At 50.6% G+C, this 20067-nt stretch carries 17 protein-coding genes, 1 riboswitch and 1 other annotated feature; of the genes, 9 read left to right on the top strand and 8 right to left on the bottom strand.

The features are described 5' to 3' along the window. Positions 1 to 6: 6 nt before the first annotated feature. Entirely contained in the window at positions 7 to 720 is a 714-nt protein-coding gene (locus V3C10_14865) for a DUF5058 family protein (GenBank protein ID WVP60586.1), read from the bottom strand. A 58-nt stretch (positions 721 to 778) separates the two neighbouring features. Further along, entirely contained in the window at positions 779 to 2218 is a 1440-nt protein-coding gene (locus V3C10_14860) for an amidohydrolase (protein WVP60585.1), read from the bottom strand. 265 nt (positions 2219 to 2483) lie between these two features. Between V3C10_14860 and V3C10_14855 the strand changes: the two genes are divergently transcribed. The 7 genes from V3C10_14855 to V3C10_14825 all read left to right on the top strand — a co-directional run bounded on the left by V3C10_14855 (position 2484) and on the right by V3C10_14825 (position 13056). Continuing rightward, a complete protein-coding gene (locus V3C10_14855) occupies positions 2484 to 3827 on the top strand; it encodes an HTH domain-containing protein (GenBank protein WVP60584.1) in 1344 nt (447 codons plus the stop codon). Positions 3828 to 3908: 81 nt separating this feature from the next. Further along, positions 3909 to 4220: a binding site (T-box leader), on the top strand. A 149-nt stretch (positions 4221 to 4369) separates the two neighbouring features. Next, positions 4370 to 6781, top strand: a complete 2412-nt coding sequence (gene leuS, locus V3C10_14850; GenBank protein ID WVP60583.1) for a leucine--tRNA ligase — start codon at positions 4370 to 4372, stop codon at positions 6779 to 6781. Between the two features lie 123 nt (positions 6782 to 6904). After that, positions 6905 to 8527, top strand: a complete 1623-nt coding sequence (locus V3C10_14845) for a sensor domain-containing diguanylate cyclase (protein WVP60582.1) — start codon at positions 6905 to 6907, stop codon at positions 8525 to 8527. Between the two features lie 126 nt (positions 8528 to 8653). Continuing rightward, complete coding sequence (locus V3C10_14840) at positions 8654 to 9982, top strand: 4Fe-4S dicluster domain-containing protein (protein ID WVP60581.1); 1329 nt, start codon at positions 8654 to 8656, stop codon at positions 9980 to 9982. 108 nt (positions 9983 to 10090) lie between these two features. Continuing rightward, positions 10091 to 10567, top strand: coding sequence for a hypothetical protein (locus tag V3C10_14835; protein ID WVP60580.1), 477 nt, complete (start codon positions 10091 to 10093; stop codon positions 10565 to 10567). Between the two features lie 35 nt (positions 10568 to 10602). Further along, positions 10603 to 11481 carry a L,D-transpeptidase family protein gene (locus V3C10_14830; GenBank protein ID WVP60579.1) on the top strand — a complete coding sequence of 293 codons (879 nt, stop codon included), beginning with the start codon at positions 10603 to 10605 and terminating at the stop codon, positions 11479 to 11481. Positions 11482 to 11769: 288 nt separating this feature from the next. Beyond that, positions 11770 to 13056 (top strand): serpin family protein, encoded by a 1287-nt coding sequence (locus V3C10_14825; protein ID WVP60578.1) that lies wholly within the window; start codon positions 11770 to 11772, stop codon positions 13054 to 13056. Here V3C10_14825 and V3C10_14820 read toward each other — a convergent pair. Genes V3C10_14820 through V3C10_14805 form a run of 4 tightly spaced genes read right to left on the bottom strand, consistent with a single transcriptional unit; the run spans position 13028 to position 16580 of the window. Next, complete coding sequence (locus V3C10_14820) at positions 13028 to 13882, bottom strand: TatD family hydrolase (protein ID WVP60577.1); 855 nt, start codon at positions 13880 to 13882, stop codon at positions 13028 to 13030. The genes V3C10_14825 and V3C10_14820 overlap by 29 nt on opposite strands. Before the next feature lie 49 nt (positions 13883 to 13931). After that, the gene (locus tag V3C10_14815) at positions 13932 to 14666 is read right to left on the bottom strand and encodes an ABC transporter ATP-binding protein (protein WVP60576.1); all 735 of its coding nucleotides are present in this window, start codon (positions 14664 to 14666) and stop codon (positions 13932 to 13934) included. 17 nt (positions 14667 to 14683) lie between these two features. Beyond that, positions 14684 to 15775, bottom strand: coding sequence for an ABC transporter substrate-binding protein (locus V3C10_14810; GenBank protein ID WVP60575.1), 1092 nt, complete (start codon positions 15773 to 15775; stop codon positions 14684 to 14686). A 46-nt stretch (positions 15776 to 15821) separates the two neighbouring features. Continuing rightward, positions 15822 to 16580 (bottom strand): ABC transporter permease, encoded by a 759-nt coding sequence (locus V3C10_14805; protein WVP60574.1) that lies wholly within the window; start codon positions 16578 to 16580, stop codon positions 15822 to 15824. A 240-nt stretch (positions 16581 to 16820) separates the two neighbouring features. Further along, positions 16821 to 16927: riboswitch (TPP riboswitch) on the bottom strand. Positions 16928 to 17532: 605 nt separating this feature from the next. On the opposite strand from V3C10_14805, the gene V3C10_14800 reads away from it, so the two are divergent. Together V3C10_14800 and V3C10_14795 are read left to right on the top strand one after the other, a co-directional pair. Further along, positions 17533 to 17913 carry a desulfoferrodoxin family protein gene (locus V3C10_14800; GenBank protein ID WVP60573.1) on the top strand — a complete coding sequence of 127 codons (381 nt, stop codon included), beginning with the start codon at positions 17533 to 17535 and terminating at the stop codon, positions 17911 to 17913. Between the two features lie 194 nt (positions 17914 to 18107). After that, positions 18108 to 18797, top strand: a complete 690-nt coding sequence (locus V3C10_14795; protein WVP60572.1) for an aspartate/glutamate racemase family protein — start codon at positions 18108 to 18110, stop codon at positions 18795 to 18797. 111 nt (positions 18798 to 18908) lie between these two features. Here the strand turns inward: V3C10_14795 and V3C10_14790 are convergent, their stop codons facing one another. Further along, entirely contained in the window at positions 18909 to 19184 is a 276-nt protein-coding gene (locus tag V3C10_14790) for a hypothetical protein (protein WVP60571.1), read from the bottom strand. A gap of 150 nt (positions 19185 to 19334) precedes the next feature. After that, positions 19335 to 19973 (bottom strand): hypothetical protein, encoded by a 639-nt coding sequence (locus V3C10_14785; protein WVP60570.1) that lies wholly within the window; start codon positions 19971 to 19973, stop codon positions 19335 to 19337. Positions 19974 to 20067: the final 94 nt, after the last annotated feature.

The raw sequence follows: 20067 nt of genomic DNA, 5'->3' as shown, positions 1-20067 counted from the left end.
CTCCGATTAAAAAAGTTGAGTCCACAAAACTGCGGATGCCATTCCGAGAAGCAGTGTAAACGCCATGACGAAGTCTCCCAGCCATGACCAGCCCATTTTTTTACCGATCAAGGTCAGAAGGTAGGAGATACCGACGCTGGATATAAGAACCATTGTGGCAACCTTTCCCTGGAAAATCTGGAAAGGAATCAGAACCGCCATCAGGGCCAGCATCAGGGAACCGTTGATAATCTGCCCGAAGGAGCTTTTGGACTGCCCGAGCCTGCTCACGCCGGTGATAATCTGCTTGCCAAACAGGGCATTGATAATGACGCCTGCGATAATTCCCATACTCATGACAAACATGATGGCGCAGAATGTGGATGCCTCCGACTGGGCCGCCGATGTAATATCGGTAAAGCCCATGGCGGATGTTGCCAGTTCCGCCGCGATCAGTTCATAGGAAACATCTCCTACAACGCTTAAACGGAACCAGGACCATGGTATTCCGATTACGGCGGTGAGTGAAACAAGCCCGACGATGACGGCCAGTGAGGGAACGATGGTGACTAAGAGTGTATTTTTGTGGATCTTTATAATGCTCTCCCGGGAAATGCCAAGCTGTATGGCCCTTCGGTAAGATTTAATATAGAAGACAACACACAGGCCGATCATGAAAAGCAGACCGGCGATTACCAGCGTGTAAAGCAGGCCGCCGCCCGATACATCAGAATATGTCATAATTTTTTTCCTCCTTTGTTTTCAAAGAAATATGTTCTCTATTTTCTGGATTGGCCGTTTAGTTTGGCTGTGACTGTGCCTCAGGCATTACTTCGGGCGGAATTGGACAGACGTAACCTCCGGGAACCGCAGCTTTCAGTTCGGCTTTTGCTTTTTCAAGCAGCTCAGGCTCTTCTAAAAGACGGCAGGCCGTGTATGCCATGACTTTTCCTGCATACAGAAGTCCTTCATGCGCAATGGGACTGTTGGCCTGGGAGGTTAACTGCCAGGAATGCTCCGGAGTGCCGAGAATGGCGGTCGTTGCAACCATCTGCGCGGTCGGGACGATATAGGATACATCCCCTACATCGGTGGAGCCGGGCAGGCAGCAGGAGAGGGGATAATATCCGAATGCTTTGCCTAAGAGCACTCGATCTGTGTAGGAGGCGGCTGTTTCGGGGTCACAGTACATGGTAAGATGTTCGAAAATGGTGCCTTTATCCTCCGCACTGATGGAATCGGCCATCGCGGCTGCAAATTCCTCGGCCTGCCGGCTGAATTGGATGCCGCCCAGTTCCAGGTTACACTCACCCATGACCGAGGAGAGAATCTGGTTGGGAATATAGTCCGAAAGAGCGCTCTTAACCTCGATGGTCAGTGTTGTTTCAGTCATCATAGCGGCACCCTGTGCGATTTTTACGACGCGGGGATAAATCTCCATAATCTGGCTGTTCTTTGGTGCGCGTATGTAATAGTAGAGCGTCGCGCTGTCCTGGACCACATTCGGGGCGGAGCCGCCCGTATCCAGAAATGCATAGTGGATTCTGGCCTGATCAATGATATGTTCCCGCAAAAAGTTGACGCCCACATTCATCAGTTCTGCGGCATCCAGTGCGCTGCGCCCAAGATGCGGGGAAGAAGCGGCATGGGCGGAGACTCCTTTAAATTTGAACAGAACGCAATAGTCGGCCAGGGAAGAGGCGGCAAAGATTCCGGTACAGGAATCGGGATGCCAGGTGAGAGCGGCATCCAGCGGGTCAAAAATGCCTTCTCTTGCCATAAATGCTTTACCGCAGCCAGATTCCTCAGCAGGACAGCCGAGATAAACAACGGTGCCCGGAAGCCCTGTTTTTTTCAGGTAATCTTTAAAAGCAACCGCCGCGGCGAGAGAACCTGCTCCCAGGGCATTGTGGCCGCATCCGTGCCCGGCGGCGCCCTCTGACACAGGTTGCTTAACCGCAGTCATGGCCTGTTGGCTTAGGGACGGCAGGGCGTCGTATTCGCCGAGGAAACCGATGACCGGACTGCCATGGCCAAAGGTGCCCCGAAACGCCGTGCCAATACCGGCGATACCGCGTTCCACCTGAAAACCCTCCCGGATCAGGGCATTGATTATAATTTCGGATGACTTAAATTCCTCAAAACCCAGCTCCGGGTTTTTCCACACCTGTTCACTCACTCCGATGAACAGGTCTTTTTTTTCTTCTACGAACTCACAGATACTTTCTTTTACTCCCATTAACGAATTCTCCTTAGTTTAAATATTCCCTAAATACAGCGGCATGCACACCAGCGGTAAAGTATTTAAAGAACGATATAAAGAACGTTCTTTTTATATGATTATATATACACAGGGTACTGTTGACAATGTCTATATTAAATAAAAAATAGAAAAAATATTGTACAAATTGCATAATTCCCGCGGTTGCATTGCTTGACATTCACTATCATAGCCTGTATGATAAACGTGAAAATAAAAATAGAATTCGGGGGTTTAGTGATTCATGTGCTATAAAATTGCAATGTTGCTGAAACCGGCTCTAATCGATTATTGTAAAGAACAGATGAAGGAGCCTCCCAAGGGAGTCGAACTGACCTATATCCCATACACTGAGGCAAATGAGTTTGAGAAGGTCAGCTATGACATCCATGAGAATTTTGATGGGGTAATCACCAGCGGCTCGTGGCCGGATTCCATTCTGGAACGCCTGGAGTGGACGAAAACGATGTGCAAATCTTATTTTGATTTTGATATAGAAAATACATACCGCCTTATTTTAAGCGAGCTTCTTCTCCATCCAGGCCTGAGTATCGAACAGATTGGTATTGACGTCCTGGGCAGCAGGTGGACGCTTGGGGAAGTGATTCTTGAGGATCGGATGCATTCCCTGGTGGACGATATGGAGAGAGATAAGAAGAGCGTAGATTCATATGAGGATATGGAGCAGGAAGAGCAGAGGATGACCGATGAATACCTGATGCTCTTTAAAGAGGGCAGAATCCGGTCAGTTCTGACTTCGTCTTTGTATGTGGCCGATGCCCTGAATGCAAAGGGCTGTTCCTGCAGCTATATTTTCCCCAGCCTCAATATGATGAATAATGTCATAGGAAATGTCTGCCACGCGATTGATTTAAAGCGCGCCCGCGGCGGAAGTCCGGCCGTGATACGGATCGATCTGCATCTGGATGCGGAGGAAAATACCTATGAGAAGGCCCAGCACGTGATTTCCCTGAAGAAGTCCCTGTCGGATTTTGTGCAGAGGGAATGCGGCAGGCTAACGCTTAAAAGCGGGAACGAATATTTTGAGATTTATACGGTGCAGGAGGAGCTGGCCAGGCTGACAAACAGGTATACCGACTGTCCGCTTACGGAATTCCTCAATAAGGTGGAGCGTGAGGCGGTTTCAATTGGATACGGAGTAGGGACGGATTTTTATCAGGCCCGTTCCAACGCGGTGAATGCGAGCAGTTATGCCCATAGCTGCCGGGACAAGACGGCAACCAGCTTTCTTCTTGATGAAGATAACCGGCTTACGGAATTGTCTTCCGCTCATGAGGATACAAAGTCGGAAAAGGTGGGAATCCCCCAGGAGTATATCAATGAGGTGGCATATCAGGTGAAACTTTCCTCTGCCACACTGATGAAAATTATCAATACGCTCAGAGCCGAGGGTACCAATGAGATATCCTCCACGGAGCTGATCAGCCGCCTGGGAGTGTCGCTTCGGACCGCAAACCACTATCTTGCCAATCTGAAGAACAACGGCAAGGCGGAGATTATCGGTAAAAAGAGACCAAATGGAAAGGGGCCGAATATCTGCATTTATAAAATTGATCTTCCCTTTTAATTTTTATTCAGCCAAAACCAGCCAAAACCCCGCCTAAACGGGTTGACATCCCCCGGCGATTATGTTAAATTATTGTTTAGCATAAATGCAAAGATAAGGAATAGTAGGCTGAATGACATACCAGAGAGCTGCCGGAAGGTGCGAGGCAGATATGAATATTTCAGTTGAACTCGCCTTGGAGCAGCCTGTTGAAGGGAAGATGCACGGACATTTGTCCGGTGCAGGGAAGTTCCTGTGTAGGCAGAGCCGGGATCCAGCCGTTATATGGAGCAGAAAGAGCATACCGTTTACCGCGAAGGCCGAACCGGCCGATACGATGAAACCTGCGGAGCAATAACCGGTGTGAAATAGAGTGGTACCGCGTAGCGTGTAATATTGCCCTGCGTCTCTATGATAGTAGAGATGCAGGCTTTTTTGGGTGGCAATGAAAAGTTCGCGAAGCGTGCTTTTCGTTGTTTATATCATATGAAAGTTGTTCCTATGATATAAAAAGCCCTCCGGGCAGGATGCGCTGCATATAAATTGAAACAGGAGGAAATGAAATGTCACAGTACAATCATACCGCCATTGAGAAAAAATGGCGTGAAAACTGGGAAAAGAACCCGATCAACGTAAATGACGGAAAGAAGGAGAAATACTACTGCCTTGACATGTTCCCATATCCGTCGGGAAGCGGCCTTCATGTAGGCCACTGGAGAGGCTATGTCATCTCTGATGTGTGGAGCCGTTACCAGTTATTAAAGGGAAAATATGTCATCCATCCGATGGGCTGGGATGCTTTCGGCCTTCCGGCAGAGAACTATGCCATCAAGATGGGCGTCCATCCGGCTATCTCCACTGCGGAGAATGTAAAGAATATCAAACGCCAGATCGGTGAGATTGCGGCAATTTATGACTGGGATATGGAAGTAAATACCACGGATCCCGGATTTTATAAATGGACCCAGTGGATTTTTGTTCAGATGTTCAAAAAAGGCCTTGCCTATGAGAAGGAATTCCCGATCAACTGGTGCCCGTCCTGTAAGACAGGACTTGCTAACGAGGAAGTGGTAAACGGCTGCTGCGAACGCTGCGGAACCGCTGTGACCAAGAAGAACCTGCGCCAGTGGATGCTCAAAATCACGGCATACGCAGAGCGCCTCTTAAATGATCTCGACAAGCTGGACTGGCCTGAGAAGGTTAAGAAGATGCAGACCGACTGGATCGGCAAATCTTACGGCGCAGAAGTAGACTTTAAGGTGGACGGAAGAGACGAGAAGATCACGGTTTATACAACAAGGCCCGACACTCTTTACGGAGCGACATTTATGGTCCTTGCTCCGGAGCACAGCCTGGCGAAGAGCCTGGCTACGGACGAGACAAGGGAAGCAGTGGAGAAATACATCTTTGACGCCTCAATGAAATCCAATGTAGACCGTCTCCAGGATAAAGAAAAGACCGGCGTATTTACCGGCTCCTATGCAATCAACCCGTTAAACGGTGCAAAGACCCCGATCTGGCTGTCCGACTATGTTCTGGCAGATTACGGTACCGGAGCCATCATGTGCGTTCCGGCCCACGATGACCGTGACTTTGAGTTTGCGAAAAAATTCAATATCCCGATTATCCAGGTTATCGCTAAGGACGGCAAAGAAATCGAGCACATGACAGAGGCCTATACCGAGGCAAGCGGAGTCATGATCAATTCCGGCGAGTGGAACGGCATGGAGTCGGCCGTGCTCAAACAGGAAGCTCCTGCCATGATCGAGGAGAGGGGACTGGGCAAAAAGACGGTCAACTACAAACTGCGTGACTGGGTATTCTCCCGCCAGCGTTACTGGGGAGAGCCAATCCCGATCATCCACTGTCCAAACTGCGGCAACGTGCCGGTACCGGAGGATCAGCTCCCGTTAGAGCTTCCGAAGGTGGAGAGCTACCAGCCGACAGGAACAGGAGAATCACCTCTTGCAGGTATCGACGAGTGGGTCAACACCACATGCCCCTGCTGTGGCGCGCCTGCCAAGAGAGAGACCAACACCATGCCTCAGTGGGCAGGTTCCTCCTGGTATTTCCTCCGCTATGTGGACAGCAAAAACAACGAAGAACTGGTTTCCAGGGAAAAAGCAGACAAATATCTGCCGGTTGATATGTATATCGGCGGCGTAGAGCATGCAGTCCTTCACCTCCTCTACTCCCGTTTCTATACGAAGTTCCTCTGCGACATCGGGGCCATCGACTTTGACGAGCCGTTTAAGAAGCTGTTTAACCAGGGTATGATCACCGGCAAGAACGGTATCAAGATGAGCAAGTCCAAGGGCAACGTGGTTTCACCCGACGATCTGGTGCGCGACTACGGCTGTGACTCTCTGCGCCTCTATGAATTATTCGTGGGACCGCCGGAGCTGGATGCCGAGTGGGACGACAGGGGAATCGAGGGCGTATCGCGTTTCCTGAACCGTTTCTACAACCTTGTTATGGAAAATAAGGATAAGGATATTACGGCGACGAAGGAAATGATCAAGCTCCGCCATAAGCTGGTGTTTGACATTGAGCAGAGATTTGAGCAGTTCAGCCTGAACACCGTTATCTCGGGATTCATGGAGTACAATAACAAGCTCATCGACCTGGCCAAAAAAGAGGGCGGTATCGACAAAGAAACCCTCAGGACATTTGTAATTCTTCTGGCTCCGTTTGCACCTCACCTCGGTGAAGAACTGTGGCAGGTGCTGGGCGGTACGGACAGCGTATTCCACGAGACATGGCCGGAATGCGATCCGGAGCTGATGAAGGACGATGAGAAAGAGATCGCCGTCCAGATCAACGGCAAGACGAGAGCCGTCGTAACACTTCCCGCCGATGTGTCAAAAGAAGATGCAATTGCGGCAGGCAAAGAGGCCCTGAAGGACAAACTGACCGGAAATGTAGTGAAAGAAATCTATGTACCGGGCAGAATTGTCAACATTGTAATGAAATAAATGCAATAAAACAGCGCAGGCAATGCAAAAAAAACATTGCCTGCGAATTTTGTATAATTGCAGACTTTTTCCGAAAAGTATGGTAAAATATACACAAAATAAGTAAAAACAGAGGCAGAAAAAATGTGTATTCCGGGGGAAGAGCTTATGGAGGCGTCAAAACGAAGGGGAAAAAAGAAAAAGATTATTTTTGCAGCTATTATTCTTATCGTGAACATAGCGGTTATACTGGCAGTCGGCAGGGTGGAACGAAATACGATTAACAAAAGCCTGACGGCTCATGCGATGAGTGCAAAGGTCGGTTTTGAAGATGTCATGAATGATTATGAGCGTTCTTTCCAGCTGTTTGTGCAGATGATGTCACGTGAAATTGAAAATAATCCGGATCCCGATATTATATGGGATTATCTTAAAAATATCGACAAGAAGCTGCTCGCAATCGAGGGGGAGACGTATGACGGCCTGTACATGTATTATCAGGGCAGGTACCTTTACAGCTGGGATACCCCCTATTCCGTCTATGAGGAAAGCGGTTATGTGGCGACGGAACGTCCCTGGTATAAGGATGCGGCGGCCGGAATGGGAGAAATCGTTTTTACTCCTCCTTATATGAGCTATGCAAACCACTACATATTGACGACCATTTCCCAGCTCCAGCCGGACGGTGAAACGGTATTTGCCTATGATATCAAGATGGCCGATATCCAGAGCCTGGTTACTTCCATGGAGCAGTATAAAAATGCCCAGATGATGGTGTGTGACGGCAGCGGGACCGTAATCGGAAGCACCAGGGAAGAGTACCTTGGGGGAGACTTATATTCAACCCTGGATGAGGCGGCCTCAGCGGTGGAAACGGCAAAGAGTGATTTGGCCGGGATTGCCGATCAGAATTCGGAGGAAGCAGTCAAGCTGAGGGAGACTGCCGATTCCGCAGAGGCTTTTTATGGATTCCGCAGCCAGTTTGAAGACGGCCTTCAGGCGGTCAGCCAGGCCGGCGGAAAAACGGTTCCTTTTAAGATGGACGGAAAGAAATATTACGGCTGCCTGCTGAAGGGAAACGGCTTTGATTTCCTGGTCTTTGTTCCGGCCGCCTCCATACTTACCGCGACGATGGACATCTGGCTGATTCCGATTCTCGTCACGGAACTGCTGCTTATCTACGTCCTGAGCCGTGTCAGCGTAGACCAGAAAAACCGGGAGCTGAAGGCTGCTTATGTGGAACTCGGACAGACGCAGAGGCGTCTTGAGATCGCGCTCAGCGCCGCCCAGAAGGCAGCGGCGGTCGACGATCTGACCGGAATGATGAATCTCAAATCCTTCCGCAAGGAGATAAACGAGGTTCTGGAGACAACCGAACAGAGCGGAATCCTGATTATGATAGACGGAGACCATTTTAAACAGGTCAATGATAATTACGGGCACAGTGTGGGAGATGAAGTGATTAAACTGACGGCGCAGATGATCATCGGCCGTATCAGGACAATCGACCTTGCGTCCAGACTCCATGGCGATGAATTCGCCATCTTTGTCGCCCGCACTTCGGATTATTCCGTAGCGGAAAAGATTATGAAGGATATTAACGAGACCCTGGCTGCGGAGGCCAAACGAAGGAATATGCCTTCCATCACACTGTCGGCCGGCGCTGCGGTCGTCAACCCCGGCGACAAATACTCGGTTGTCGCAAAGGCTGCGGATGCGGCTCTGTATGTGGCAAAGGAGTCACACAACGGCGGATTTTCCTGTTAATTAAAAACCTGTGTCCCTGCCTGTGCCGGGGCGCAGGTTTTTGATTGCAAGAAAATCGTAAATGGAAAACGGATATTTTTTGTGTTATGATATAAAATATGACTTATCAGGAAAGGACTGACAGAAATGGGACACATTACATCAAAGGATGCCCACAAGAGCCTGGAGGAACGCATCAACTGGTTTACCCAGGGCGCGCCGGCATCGGATACACTGTACAAGATTTTACAGGTGCTTTTTACGGAGAAGGAAGCCAAGGTTATGGCCATGCTTCCCGTAAGGCCTTTTACGCTGAAGAGAGCGGCTCATATCTGGAATACTTCGGAGGCAAAGGCGGAGAAGGTGCTCGATCATCTCTGTGAGAAAGCGCTTCTGGTGGATTCCTGGCATAACGGAGTCAGAAAATTTGTCATCCCGCCGCCAATGGCCGGATTTTTCGAGTTTGCCCTGATGCGCACCAGGGGCGACATCGATCAGAAATATCTGAGTGAGCTTTACTATCAGTATATGAACGTGGAGGAGGACTTTGTAAAGGATCTCTTTTATGCCACGCAGACAAAGCTGGGCCGCGTATTTGTCCAGGAGCCGGTGCTCGGCAATGAGAATATGAGCCATATTCTGGACTATGAGAGAGCCAGCCATATCGTGGAGGAAGCGGATTACATCGGTCTGGGGCTCTGCTACTGCCGCCATAAAGCGGCTCATGCAGGCCATCCCTGCGAGATAGACGCTCCGCTTGACGTCTGTCTGACCTTCGGCAATGTGGCCCGTTCCCTGGCGGAACATGGGGGACATGCCAGACTGATTTCTAAAGAAGAGGCAATGGACGCGCTGGAGCGTTCTTATGATGCCAATCTGGTGCAGATCGGCGAAAATGTGAGGGAATATCCGGCATTTATCTGCAACTGCTGCGGATGCTGCTGTGAAGCGCTTCAGGCTGCCAGACGGTTTGCCCCGATGCAGCCGGTGGCGACGACGAATTACATTCCGGCAATTGATCAGAAGACCTGCATTGGCTGCGGCAAATGTGCAAAAGTCTGTCCTGTGCTGGCGATTAAGATGGAGGATGAGTTATCTCCGAAGACGGGCGAGAAGACCGGCAGGAAGAAGGCGGTGGTGGACCGTGATATCTGTCTCGGCTGCGGCGTCTGCGTGAGAAACTGCCCGGTGGGGGCCATCCATCTGGAGAAACGGCCCGTACAGATTATTACGCCGGTCAACAGCACGCACCGTTTCGTACTGCAGGCGATTGAGAAGGGAACCCTGCAGAACCTGATATTTGACAATGAGGCATTCGCCAACCACAGGGCTCTGGCCGCCGTGTTCGGGACTATCCTGAAGCTGCCGCCGGTCAAGCAGGCCCTGGCAAGCAAGCAGTTTAAATCCATCTATCTGGACAGGCTGCTGTCCGCACAGATAGAAAAACAGAAGGCGGAACAGAAGCAGAAGCAATAAAGTCAGTCTGGCCCAAAGTGACGGCAGCAGAGAAATTAACAGTAACACAAAAGCAGCAACGGCCACAGAAGAGAAGAACATAAGGTTAACAAAAAGAGGGAGGTCCGGATGCCGAGATTATTAATCAAACAGAGAGTATTTTCATGGAGCGATACTTATGACGTATACGGCGAGGATGAGAGCCCCAGGTATTTTGTGAAAGCCGAATTCCTGTCGCTGACCCACCAGATCCACGTCTACGACAGCCGTACCGGGGAAGAACTCGGCGCGGTCAGGGAGGCCTTTTTAACGCTGATGCCGAGATTTGAAATCGAGATCGGCGGACGGATTATGGGTCAGGTCGAAAAGCGGTTTACGCTGTTCAGGCCCAAATACGAGGTCGATTTTAACGGATGGCGGGTGGAAGGCGATTTCCTTGGATGGGATTACGGCATTTATAACGAGTGTTCGGCCATCATGCACATCGAAAAGGAATTTCTGCATTGGGGCGATACCTATGTGCTGCAATACGACGATCCGGAGGATGAACTGCTGGGTCTTATGCTTGTTATTGCAATCGATGCGGCAAACTGCAGTAATGGATAAAAACGGCAGCTGCCGTGGGAACCGGTAATACAGGAATGGATATAGAATGGCTGATCATGGACAGAAAGGAATTTGCCCTGATGAAAAAGAAGTACAGAGGAACCGATCAATTATATAAGAAAATCTGCGTGGCGGGACTTGCCGGGCTGATTCTTGCTGCGGCAGGTCCCCGGACCGCATCTGCCGCAGCAAACAGCGGCCAGGCGTACGGACCGGCCTGGGAGAGCGAACAGAAGAAAGCAGGACTTTCTCCGGAACAGTCCGGGAACGCGGAAACAGGAGAGGCTGCCGTCCCCTATAACGGAGACGTGAACACGCTGAAAGCGGCAAAGGAGGCCTCCCAGCTTATTGTAGCGGTGGGGAATCCTGCCGATCCTGCGCTGGGAACCCTGACCTGGTATAAAAAGAACCGGGACGGAGTGTTCACACCCGAATTTTCCGTACCGGCGGTGAGCGGTATGAACGGGATTTCCGGGGACAAAAAGGAGGGGGACAAGAAGACGCCGGCCGGCGTTTACTCCTTTACCATGGCTTTCGGAATGAAGGATAACCCCGGAAGTATTCTTCCCTATCACAAGGTGGTAAACGGCGATCATTTCGTGGATGACGGAAACAGCCGGTATTACAACCGCCTTGTCAATGAATTTGAAGTCCAGAAGGACTGGACTTCCTCTGAGAACCTGATACGCCAGGCGCCGCATTACAATTATGCCCTGGTCCTGAACTACAACGACGGCTATGTGCCGGGAAAGGGTTCCGCCATTTTCCTGCACTGCCCGAAGGTTGCCAATAATACAGGGACCTCCGGCTGTATCAGCATACCGGAAGAGTATATGAAGGAGCTGGTACAAAACGTAGACCAGAATACAAAGATTATCGTAGTCCAGGAGGAAAAAGATCTGGCGGCGTATTAAGGCGTTTAAAAAGAAAAGAGCCAAATGTATGGGCGGACCGCCTGGGCATACTTTCCTTTTCAAATTTATAAGAGAATGTTATAAAAGAATGGCACCATTTCTTTCTTGCCGTCGGGCGGAGGGAAATGAGTGCCTTATTTTATTGAGTGGCAACGAAAAGCAACAAATATTAAGAATGAGTAAGAGAAAAGCAAAAAAGACGCTGGAAAAATCAGGTATAATGGGAGCATGGAATAAGCCGTGCGGGTCCGGGGACGGAACGGGCGGCTGAAAAAGAGGAGGAACCTTATGAAAAAAGCAGGGTGGAAACAGAAAAAAACAGCCGCTCTCTGCGGCCTGGCGCTTCTTTTGATGGCCGGGGGTATCCTGGGAGGCTGCGGCAGAGGCGTACGGACGAACCAGGAGGATTCGGCGGTAAACCCGTCCTATCCGGAAGGGATAGACAGCGACAAGGACTGGGAAAAATGGAGGGAGTATATGGACAATAACGCAGTGGAGCCGTCTTTCATTGAGGAGCAGGCGGATTTTGTATTTACAACGGCCAGGGAGCTTCTGGCGGCCAGGGAAGAAAATCTGGTCTATTCCCCGGCCAGTCTGTACTACGCCCTGGCGCTGGCTGCTTCCGGGACGGCGGAGGAGCTTTACCGTTTTCTCGGCACAAAAGACAGGGAAAACGCTGAAGAAAATGCGGGTAAACTCTACCGGACTTTATACTGTGACAATTCCATCGGCCAGCTTCGCATCGCGACATCCCTGTGGGCGGGGCGCGATCTGAAGCTGAAGGAAGCGTTTTGGAAAACGGCGGCAGAGCAGTTCTACGCCTCCATCCACAATGTGGATTTTTCGGATGAGAAAACAGGCGTGGAGATGGGAAAATGGGTACAGGAGAATACAAAGGGTACAATTGCGCCGGAGATCAAAACCGATTCACAGCAGTTGATGCACCTGATGAATACGATTTACTTTTATGATGAATGGATTGACCGGTTTTCCGAATCGAAGACAAAGACGGGGGATTTCCACCTTGCGGACGGAGCCGCGGTGGAGACGGATTTTATGAACGCCACCTTTGGTTCCCACGGATACAGTGAGGGGGAAGGATATGTAAGATCCTCCCTGGGGCTGAAAGAGAATGGTTCCATGGTCTTTGTTCTTCCCGATGAGGGGGGTTCCATCGATTCTTTTCTTGAATCGCCGGAGCGCTTGAGAGAAGCGCTTGAGAGCGGGGAGAGCCATATGGGGGAGGTGGTATTTAAGGTCCCCAAATTCACTTCGGACAGCCGGAGTGATATAAAAGAGATGATGATGAAACTGGGAATCAACGGAATTTTTGAGAATGGGGACTTTTCGGGAATGACGGATCAGAAGGACATTTTCATCTCGTCGATTACCCAGAACGGGCATATCGGGATCGACGAGAAGGGGGTGGAGGCATCTGCCTTTACGGATATCGCCTACGCGGGGGCCGCGCTTCCGGACGGCAGGGCGGAGATGATTCTGGACCGTCCTTTCCTGTACGGCATTAAGAAGAACGGCGTGTGGCTCTTTATCGGGATTTGTGACAATCCCGTTTAAAACATGTATGAAAGTTTCGGACAATCTGAGATCCGGCTTCTTCCACTGGGAGGCGCCGGATTTCTGCCGTCTGTGCCAGGGTGTAGGAGAGGGAGGAACGGACGCAGGCGGATGCGTCCTTTGCGGCGCGGGAACGGAGCTCTCCCGGAGCCTCATCAAAGGACCAGGTTACGGCTCCCAGACCGTCTGTTTCGATTAGAATCCGGTCGGCGGGAAGGCCCGCTGCGAGTTTTCTGACATCGGGATTCCACCAGACGTCCGGCCCGATGGAAAAATAGCAGTCAAGTTCCAGATACTGTTTCGGAAATTCGGGGGAGGAGTACCAGTGTACCAGATAGGTATTGGGAAATTCCGAGATCAGGGAGGCGATTCTCTTTTCCTGCCCCTTTGTGTGAAGAATCACGGGCTTTTTCATCATGCTCGCCATGGCGAGCTGTCCGGTGAACACCTTTTCCTGAATATCCAGAGGGACGTCACACCAGACGCTGTCCATCCCAATCTCCCCGATCACGGAGCACTGTGAAAAAAACGGTTCCATATCGCTTATCCGGAAGCGGTCTGCATACCATGGATGGAGGCCGAAGGTAGGAATGAGAAAACTCTCGTTTTCCGGTTCGGCACACAGTGCGGCCAGCCTGTCCGCCTCCATTGGATTTGAAGCGCAGAGGAGAGAGGGAATCTTACTTTCCCTGCGCTCCCTGAGTTCTTCGCGGGAGCCGATATGGGCATGGGCATCACATAAAAATCTTAAATCGGTCTGCTCTGTTCTGGTCTGCTCCATTCTGGTCTGCTCCATTCTGGTCTGTTCCATTCTGCTTTGCTCCATTTTGGCACCTCCTGCCGATGATCCAATCTCTCTTTTTACACGAATTATCTCAGGTTCGTCCCGACATGATTTCCGAGTGGATTTTCTGCCTCAGATCTCCCTGCCGGTAGAGCCATTCCCTGTTTCGTTCCCTGTCCGGGATTGTGATTTCACAGGTAATATGGGCCGGCGTCCGGTTGAGAATCAGAATCCGGTCGGAGAGATAAAGCGCTTCATCCATATCGTGTGTGACCAGGAGAACCGTACGGTTTAACCTGGCCCTCATCCCAATCAGCCAGTCCTGCATATCACCTCTCGTGATGACATCGAGGGCTCCGAACGGCTCGTCCAGAAGCAGGATGTCCGCCTTGCACAGCGCGGTGCGCAGGAAGGCGGCACGCTGCCTCATGCCGCCGGAAAGGGCGGACGGATATTTATTTTCATATCCGTCCAGGCCGAAAGCAGGAAAGTTTTCCGCAGCTTCCCGCTTCATCTCATTGAAAGAACCATGAATCTGTCCGTAAAGGCAGACGTTTTCCAGAATTGTTTTCCAGGGGAACAGGAGATCATTCTGGGGCATGTAGGCAAAATGCTCCGAGAGTCCGTTCACTGCCTGACCGTCTACCTGAATCCGACCGGTTTCCGCCTTGATGACCCCGGTCAGGAGCTTGAGAATCGTCGACTTTCCGCAGCCGGATGGCCCGAGAAGACTTACAAATTCCCCCTCTTCGATGGAAAAATCCAGGGCCTCGAACAGTTTTTTGTTTTCATAGGAAAAAGATAAGCCGGATACGTCCAGTTTCATAGTACATATGTCCTTTCTTATTTTGCAGGGAGGAATTCGTTGGTATAGCAGTCGGAAGCCGGAATGGCTTTGTCAATTACACCGTATTCGACCATGAAGTCCGTGTATCTGTCCCAGACCTCATCCTTCATTTTGCCCCATTGACTGGCATCCTCCGAATATTTATCGGCAAGATAGGTCTGGGATACTTCCAGCATTTCTAGAGGATAGTCGGGAGCATATTTCTGGAGGATGGCAGCGCTTTCCTTTGGATTCTGGATTGCGTATTCGTAACCTTTTTCCGTGGCGGCCAGGAACTTTTTCACCGTGTCCGGTTTGTTCTTCAACGTGTCGTTGGAAGCAATAATGACAGGCGTATAGTAGTCCAGTCGCTCGTCCAGTTCGCGGACCGGCATATACTCGATTGGGAAATCATTTAGCTGGCATTTCACATTGTCCCAGGCCTCAAAGAACCACATGATATCGGCCTTATCCTTCAGCGCTTCAAAACCGGAACCGTCGGAGATCACCATGTTGAGTTTGGAGAAATCGGCTCCGTCCTTTGTCATAACGGCGTTTAATACGGCCTCCTCACCCGGGCCTCCCCAGCCTGCATAAGTTTTGCCTTCAAAATCTTTTGGGGATTTGATGCCTTTTCCCTCATAAGTTGCAAAACCGGAGGTGTTATGCTGGATAATGGTTGCAATGGCTTTGATTGGGAGGGGATCGGAAGCGGTGAGGGCAATGGTGACGTCCTCCTGATAGCTGACACCGAAATCGCCCTTACCAACGGCAATCAGGGTGGCGGTAGCGCCCTCGGTTGGCTCAATAATATTGACGTTTAGTCCTTCTTCCTCATAATATCCCTGGTCCAGGGCGACATACATGCCGGTATGGTTTGTGTTGGCCACGTAGTCGAGAATGACGGTGACATCCTTAAGTTCCCCGGAGCCAGCGGAAGCTTCACCGGAAGTCTCCTCCGTCTTTTCCGCGCCGGAGGAAGGATTCACGGTTTCTGGCGCAGCCGGATTGGAAGACGTCTCTGCAGTGTGGAAGGACTGGGAACAGCCAGCCAGCGTACCTGCTGCCAGGGCAGCGGTTAACAGGATTGCAAGTGATTTCTTTTTCATAATTTTTCTCCTTTGGTGTGATTGTTGAAAATCTGCAAACGTTATGTTAATGGTTATTCCGTTTCAGATAGGGAAGGGCGGCGAACTGGTAAAGGCGGATCAGCCCATTCATGCACAGGCTCAAAAAGATGATTACCAGGACGCAGGCAAATACCTTGTCGAGCATATAGCTGTTTTTCACTCTCAAAAGATAATAGCCGAGTCCCTTCTGGGAGCCGATCCATTCGCCGACCACGGCGCCGCTGATGCTGTAGGTGGCCGCTACCTTCAGGCCGGACAGCAGAGAAGGGATGGAGGCAGGTATCTTCACAAGGCGGTAAGTCTCCCATTTTCCCGCGCCGTAAGAGCGGGTGAGGTGGACGTATTCCTCATCCACCTGGGCGAGCCCGTCGGAGAAACTGACCGCAATGGGAAAGAAACACATCAGTACGACGGTTAATATTTTCGGGGCCACGCCAAAGCCCATATAGATGATAAGAATCGGGGCCAGGACAATCATGGGAACCGTCTGGGTAACGACGAGAATCGGATAAAGTCCCTGCCTGACAACCGGAAAACAGTCCATCAGGATGCCCAGCACAAGCGCCAGCGCCAGCGAGATGGCGATGCCGGAGAGGGCCTCAATAACGGTGACGGCTGCATGGCCTCCCAGCGTGTTAAGTTCGGCAGCCAGTGTTTTTATCACCTGCACCGGGGAGGGGAGGACATACAGGGGGATATGAAAAATCTGCACGGCCCCTTCCCACAGAAGGAGCAGAACGAGAATGAAGAGCGCCGGGATGAGGTTATTATAATATTTTTTCATTGGAATCTCCTGTTTATGGAAAAAGTCAATAGATTTAGTAACAACGAAAAGCACGCTTCGCGAACTTTTCATTGCCACTCAACAAGAAAGTGTCCGGCCCGCCGGACTCTCTCGCCGAGCGCGGCCGCTTAGCGGCATATTACATCTTCGCGCGGGTGCGCATCCTGCCCGGAGGGCTTTTTCGATCATAGGAGCGCTTTCCCATGATCTGAAAAATCCCGCCGGATAATGGCGGGATGGTATGTACCGTATTTCACGTCCCTACGTTGGCATTATCCAAATCAGGTAAAGGGTCGAAATTTTAAATTTCCTCTCAGCCTGTCCTACAAGCTCCCCTGTTTCTTTTTTGATTTATAACGGTAAAAAGTCCGTGAAAGCGGTCTTCTTATCGATTACTGATTGTAGCACGAAAAGGATGGGAAATCAATTGTTTTTTGGGAAATATAAAAATGCGGGGGTGGAATGGGGGAGGGGATGAGTCTTCAGTCCCGGGCATTGGGGTGTCGCGGGTGGGGAATCCAGGAGAAAAAATTCCTACGGAGACTCGCTCCCGCTTGTGGAGCGCACAGCGGATGCTAAGACGTCAAAGAACGCCGTCTAAGCACCGGTGGGCTCCAATGTCCCCTTCGGAAAGTTTTCTCCTTCCTTCCCCGGGCAGGTTGTCGACGGGACTGAAGACGCCGAGGTTTTCGCCGTATTCCAAAACCCGGCCTGCGGCGGATTATTTGTTTTATTTCTCAAGGGGAGGGGACGATCGCTGCCACTATGTTATTTTAATGTTACTGCGGATTGCAAAACATGAGATATGAAACGGTGAATTGCTATAAGTCATTAATATTTGCTTGTATATTGTATCTAAAACAAATATAATGAATATACATAAAAAGAAATATATGGAAACGGTTCGGAAAGTTGGGGCGGTTACATATGTGGAAATCAGGAGGAAAGAAAGATGGAATTAAAATTTTATGTCTGTGAACATTGCGGTAACATTATTACTTACGTGAAAAACAGCGGAGTGCCGGTTATGTGCTGCGGTCAGAAGATGACGGAGCTTGTTCCGGGAAGTACGGACGGAGCGTTTGAGAAGCATGTTCCTGCAGTGGAGGTTGAGGGCGCTAAGGTTACCGTAAAGGTAGGCGAAGTGGAGCATCCGATGATGGAGCAGCACTACATCCAGTGGATCGCTCTTGAGACGAAAGAGGGCGTTCAGATTAAATATCTGAATCCGGAGATGAAACCGGCTGCTGAGTTTGTTTTAAGTGAGAATGATGAGGCGGTTGCCGCTTATGAGTACTGCAATCTGCACGGACTCTGGAAAAAAGAGATCTAGTTGAAAACTGGGACGCCGGATGGCGGACAGGATTTTCTGACGCGGCCGAAACCGTTTTGCGGGTGAGGCGGGCGGAAAACCGTTCCGCATCCGGCGTCTGTTTTTTCTATCACAGGAAAGTGAGCCTGTGGTATGAAAAAACCTCCGGGCAGGACTTTTTCTTGTCCGATTGACACAGGCGGGAGGCATTTTAGATGAAAACAATTGGAATGATTGGCGGAATGAGCTGGGAGAGCACCGTCACCTATTATAAGATTATCAACGAGGTGGTTAAGGAAGAGCTGGGAGGCCTGCACTCTGCAAAGATACTGCTGTACAGCGTGGATTTTGAGGAGATCGAGAAGTACCAGTCCGACGGGGAGTGGGACAGGGCAGGGGAGGTTCTGGCAGACGCTGCTGGGAAACTTGAAAATGCGGGGGCCGATTATATTGTCATCTGTACTAACACCATGCACAAGGTCGTGCCGCAGATTGAGGCGCACATCGGGATTCCAGTCATCCATATTGCCGAGGCAACGGCGGACATACTGCTGCAAAGCGGGATGAACCGGGTCGCCCTGCTTGGCACAAAATATACGATGACGCAGGATTTCTATAAAGAAAAGCTGGTTGGCGCCGGAATTGAAGTTCTGATTCCCGGGGAAGAGGAGATTGAAGAAATCAATGACGTGATTTTTAAAGAACTGTGCCGGGGAATCATTTCTGAGGCGTCCAAACAGAAATACCTGGCGGTTATCGATAAGCTGGCGGCTGCGGGCGCGCAGGGAGTGATTCTCGGCTGCACCGAGATTGGAATGCTGATCCGGGAGGCGGATACGGCCCTGCCCGTGTTTGATACGACGCAGATCCATGCGACAAAGGCGGCGCTTCTGTCGATCCGGTAATGGGATGGAGGACGGAGCCGATGACGGGACGGATGACAGAACCGGTTCAGACAAAAGCAAATACGAAATAGAGGCCGCTGCCGGTTCCTGCCTGCAGCGGCCTTCAAAGTTTTATTTCCGGTTTCCCATCTTCCTCGACAGCGTGCGCAGGGTTTCTACCTGTTTTCTCTGTGCGGGATTCATTCCTGAAGTGAGAATCGATACAATCAGATCCGTCTCCTGATCATTAAAATTCATTCCGTTGTTTCCGGCGGCCATGCTCATTAATAAGGGCATCAGTTTATCTTTCGGTGTTTTTCCGGCTTTGTCAGCCAGCTCAGTCAAATATTTCAGTTTTTGTTCATCCATTCCTTTCAGGCGCGGATCCTGTCTCCAATTCTCATTCATGGTCTAATTTCCTTTCTGCTTGTTATGATCTGTTTCTGGTCGGATAGTTTCATGCTTTTGGTTCGGGCGTTGTCTCAGGCCGGTTCCGCCGCTGCACGGCTGCAGGGAGGGCCGCTGCCGTTCTATGTAACGGAGCAGATTCAGGGTGTGCTACGAGAACTGCTGAAAGGTCTGCATCAGCATTTGGGCCGTCTCCAGTCTGGACTGTTGCTCGGGTGGAAGTATATTCTTCAGCTGGTCCATGGGGAAACGGAAGAAATCGTTTCTCCTGGCGTTTTGTCCGTTCTGTCCACCGGAGCCATTCTGTCCGCCGGACCCGTTCTGGTTCCCCTGGCTGCCCTGGCTATTCTGGGCGGACGAATATCCTGTATGGCTGTCGGCCCTGTGTTCCTGTCCCTGCACATGTTCCGGTTCCCGCCTGGGGATTTCCTGATCGGGTTCATCCATACTGTCCATATAGGATTGGTAAAGCTGGGAGCCCTGCAGAAAGTTGACAATCAGATCGATAAAGTCCTGCTCGGCCTCCGTGCCGAACGGTTTCATTGCATTTAACATATCCACCGGGGAAGCCGGCGCGTCATCTTCCAGGGAACAGATGCTGAGATCGCCTTCCGCACTGTTTCCAAACAACTGTACGGTTCGCTGCAGTTCACCAATTTTTACAAGCAGGGAGAAGATACGCTGTTCCTGTATATTGATGTAGGGAAGGGCGGCCTTTATCATCTGAAGATGAGGGGCGGCCGTCAGATAATCCAGCTCTGTCATTTTTAAAGTCTGTTCATTGCTCATGGGACAATACCTCTTAATTCCTTGCCTAAATATATGCGCAAAAAGAAAGGATCATGCCGACGCTTTGGAAATTGCCGCATATACTAAAGTACGA

The organism is [Clostridium] symbiosum (genome assembly GCA_036419695.1).
In the GTDB taxonomy this organism is placed as follows: domain Bacteria; phylum Bacillota; class Clostridia; order Lachnospirales; family Lachnospiraceae; genus Otoolea; species Otoolea symbiosa_A.
Note: the sequence above shows the minus strand (reverse complement) of the source record. Positions and strands in the feature narration are given on the sequence as shown.

Coding starts and splice junctions, on each gene's coding strand:
- V3C10_14865 (WVP60586.1), bottom strand. CDS start 720: ATGACATATTCTGATGTATCGGGCGGCGGCCTGCTTTACACGCTGGTA.
- V3C10_14860 (WVP60585.1), bottom strand. CDS start 2,218: ATGGGAGTAAAAGAAAGTATCTGTGAGTTCGTAGAAGAAAAAAAAGAC.
- V3C10_14855 (WVP60584.1), top strand. CDS start 2,484: ATGTGCTATAAAATTGCAATGTTGCTGAAACCGGCTCTAATCGATTAT.
- leuS (WVP60583.1), top strand. CDS start 4,370: ATGTCACAGTACAATCATACCGCCATTGAGAAAAAATGGCGTGAAAAC.
- V3C10_14845 (WVP60582.1), top strand. CDS start 6,905: ATGTGTATTCCGGGGGAAGAGCTTATGGAGGCGTCAAAACGAAGGGGA.
- V3C10_14840 (WVP60581.1), top strand. CDS start 8,654: ATGGGACACATTACATCAAAGGATGCCCACAAGAGCCTGGAGGAACGC.
- V3C10_14835 (WVP60580.1), top strand. CDS start 10,091: ATGCCGAGATTATTAATCAAACAGAGAGTATTTTCATGGAGCGATACT.
- V3C10_14830 (WVP60579.1), top strand. CDS start 10,603: ATGGATATAGAATGGCTGATCATGGACAGAAAGGAATTTGCCCTGATG.
- V3C10_14825 (WVP60578.1), top strand. CDS start 11,770: ATGAAAAAAGCAGGGTGGAAACAGAAAAAAACAGCCGCTCTCTGCGGC.
- V3C10_14820 (WVP60577.1), bottom strand. CDS start 13,882: ATGGAGCAAAGCAGAATGGAACAGACCAGAATGGAGCAGACCAGAATG.
- V3C10_14815 (WVP60576.1), bottom strand. CDS start 14,666: ATGAAACTGGACGTATCCGGCTTATCTTTTTCCTATGAAAACAAAAAA.
- V3C10_14810 (WVP60575.1), bottom strand. CDS start 15,775: ATGAAAAAGAAATCACTTGCAATCCTGTTAACCGCTGCCCTGGCAGCA.
- V3C10_14805 (WVP60574.1), bottom strand. CDS start 16,580: ATGAAAAAATATTATAATAACCTCATCCCGGCGCTCTTCATTCTCGTT.
- V3C10_14800 (WVP60573.1), top strand. CDS start 17,533: ATGGAATTAAAATTTTATGTCTGTGAACATTGCGGTAACATTATTACT.
- V3C10_14795 (WVP60572.1), top strand. CDS start 18,108: ATGAAAACAATTGGAATGATTGGCGGAATGAGCTGGGAGAGCACCGTC.
- V3C10_14790 (WVP60571.1), bottom strand. CDS start 19,184: ATGAATGAGAATTGGAGACAGGATCCGCGCCTGAAAGGAATGGATGAA.
- V3C10_14785 (WVP60570.1), bottom strand. CDS start 19,973: ATGAGCAATGAACAGACTTTAAAAATGACAGAGCTGGATTATCTGACG.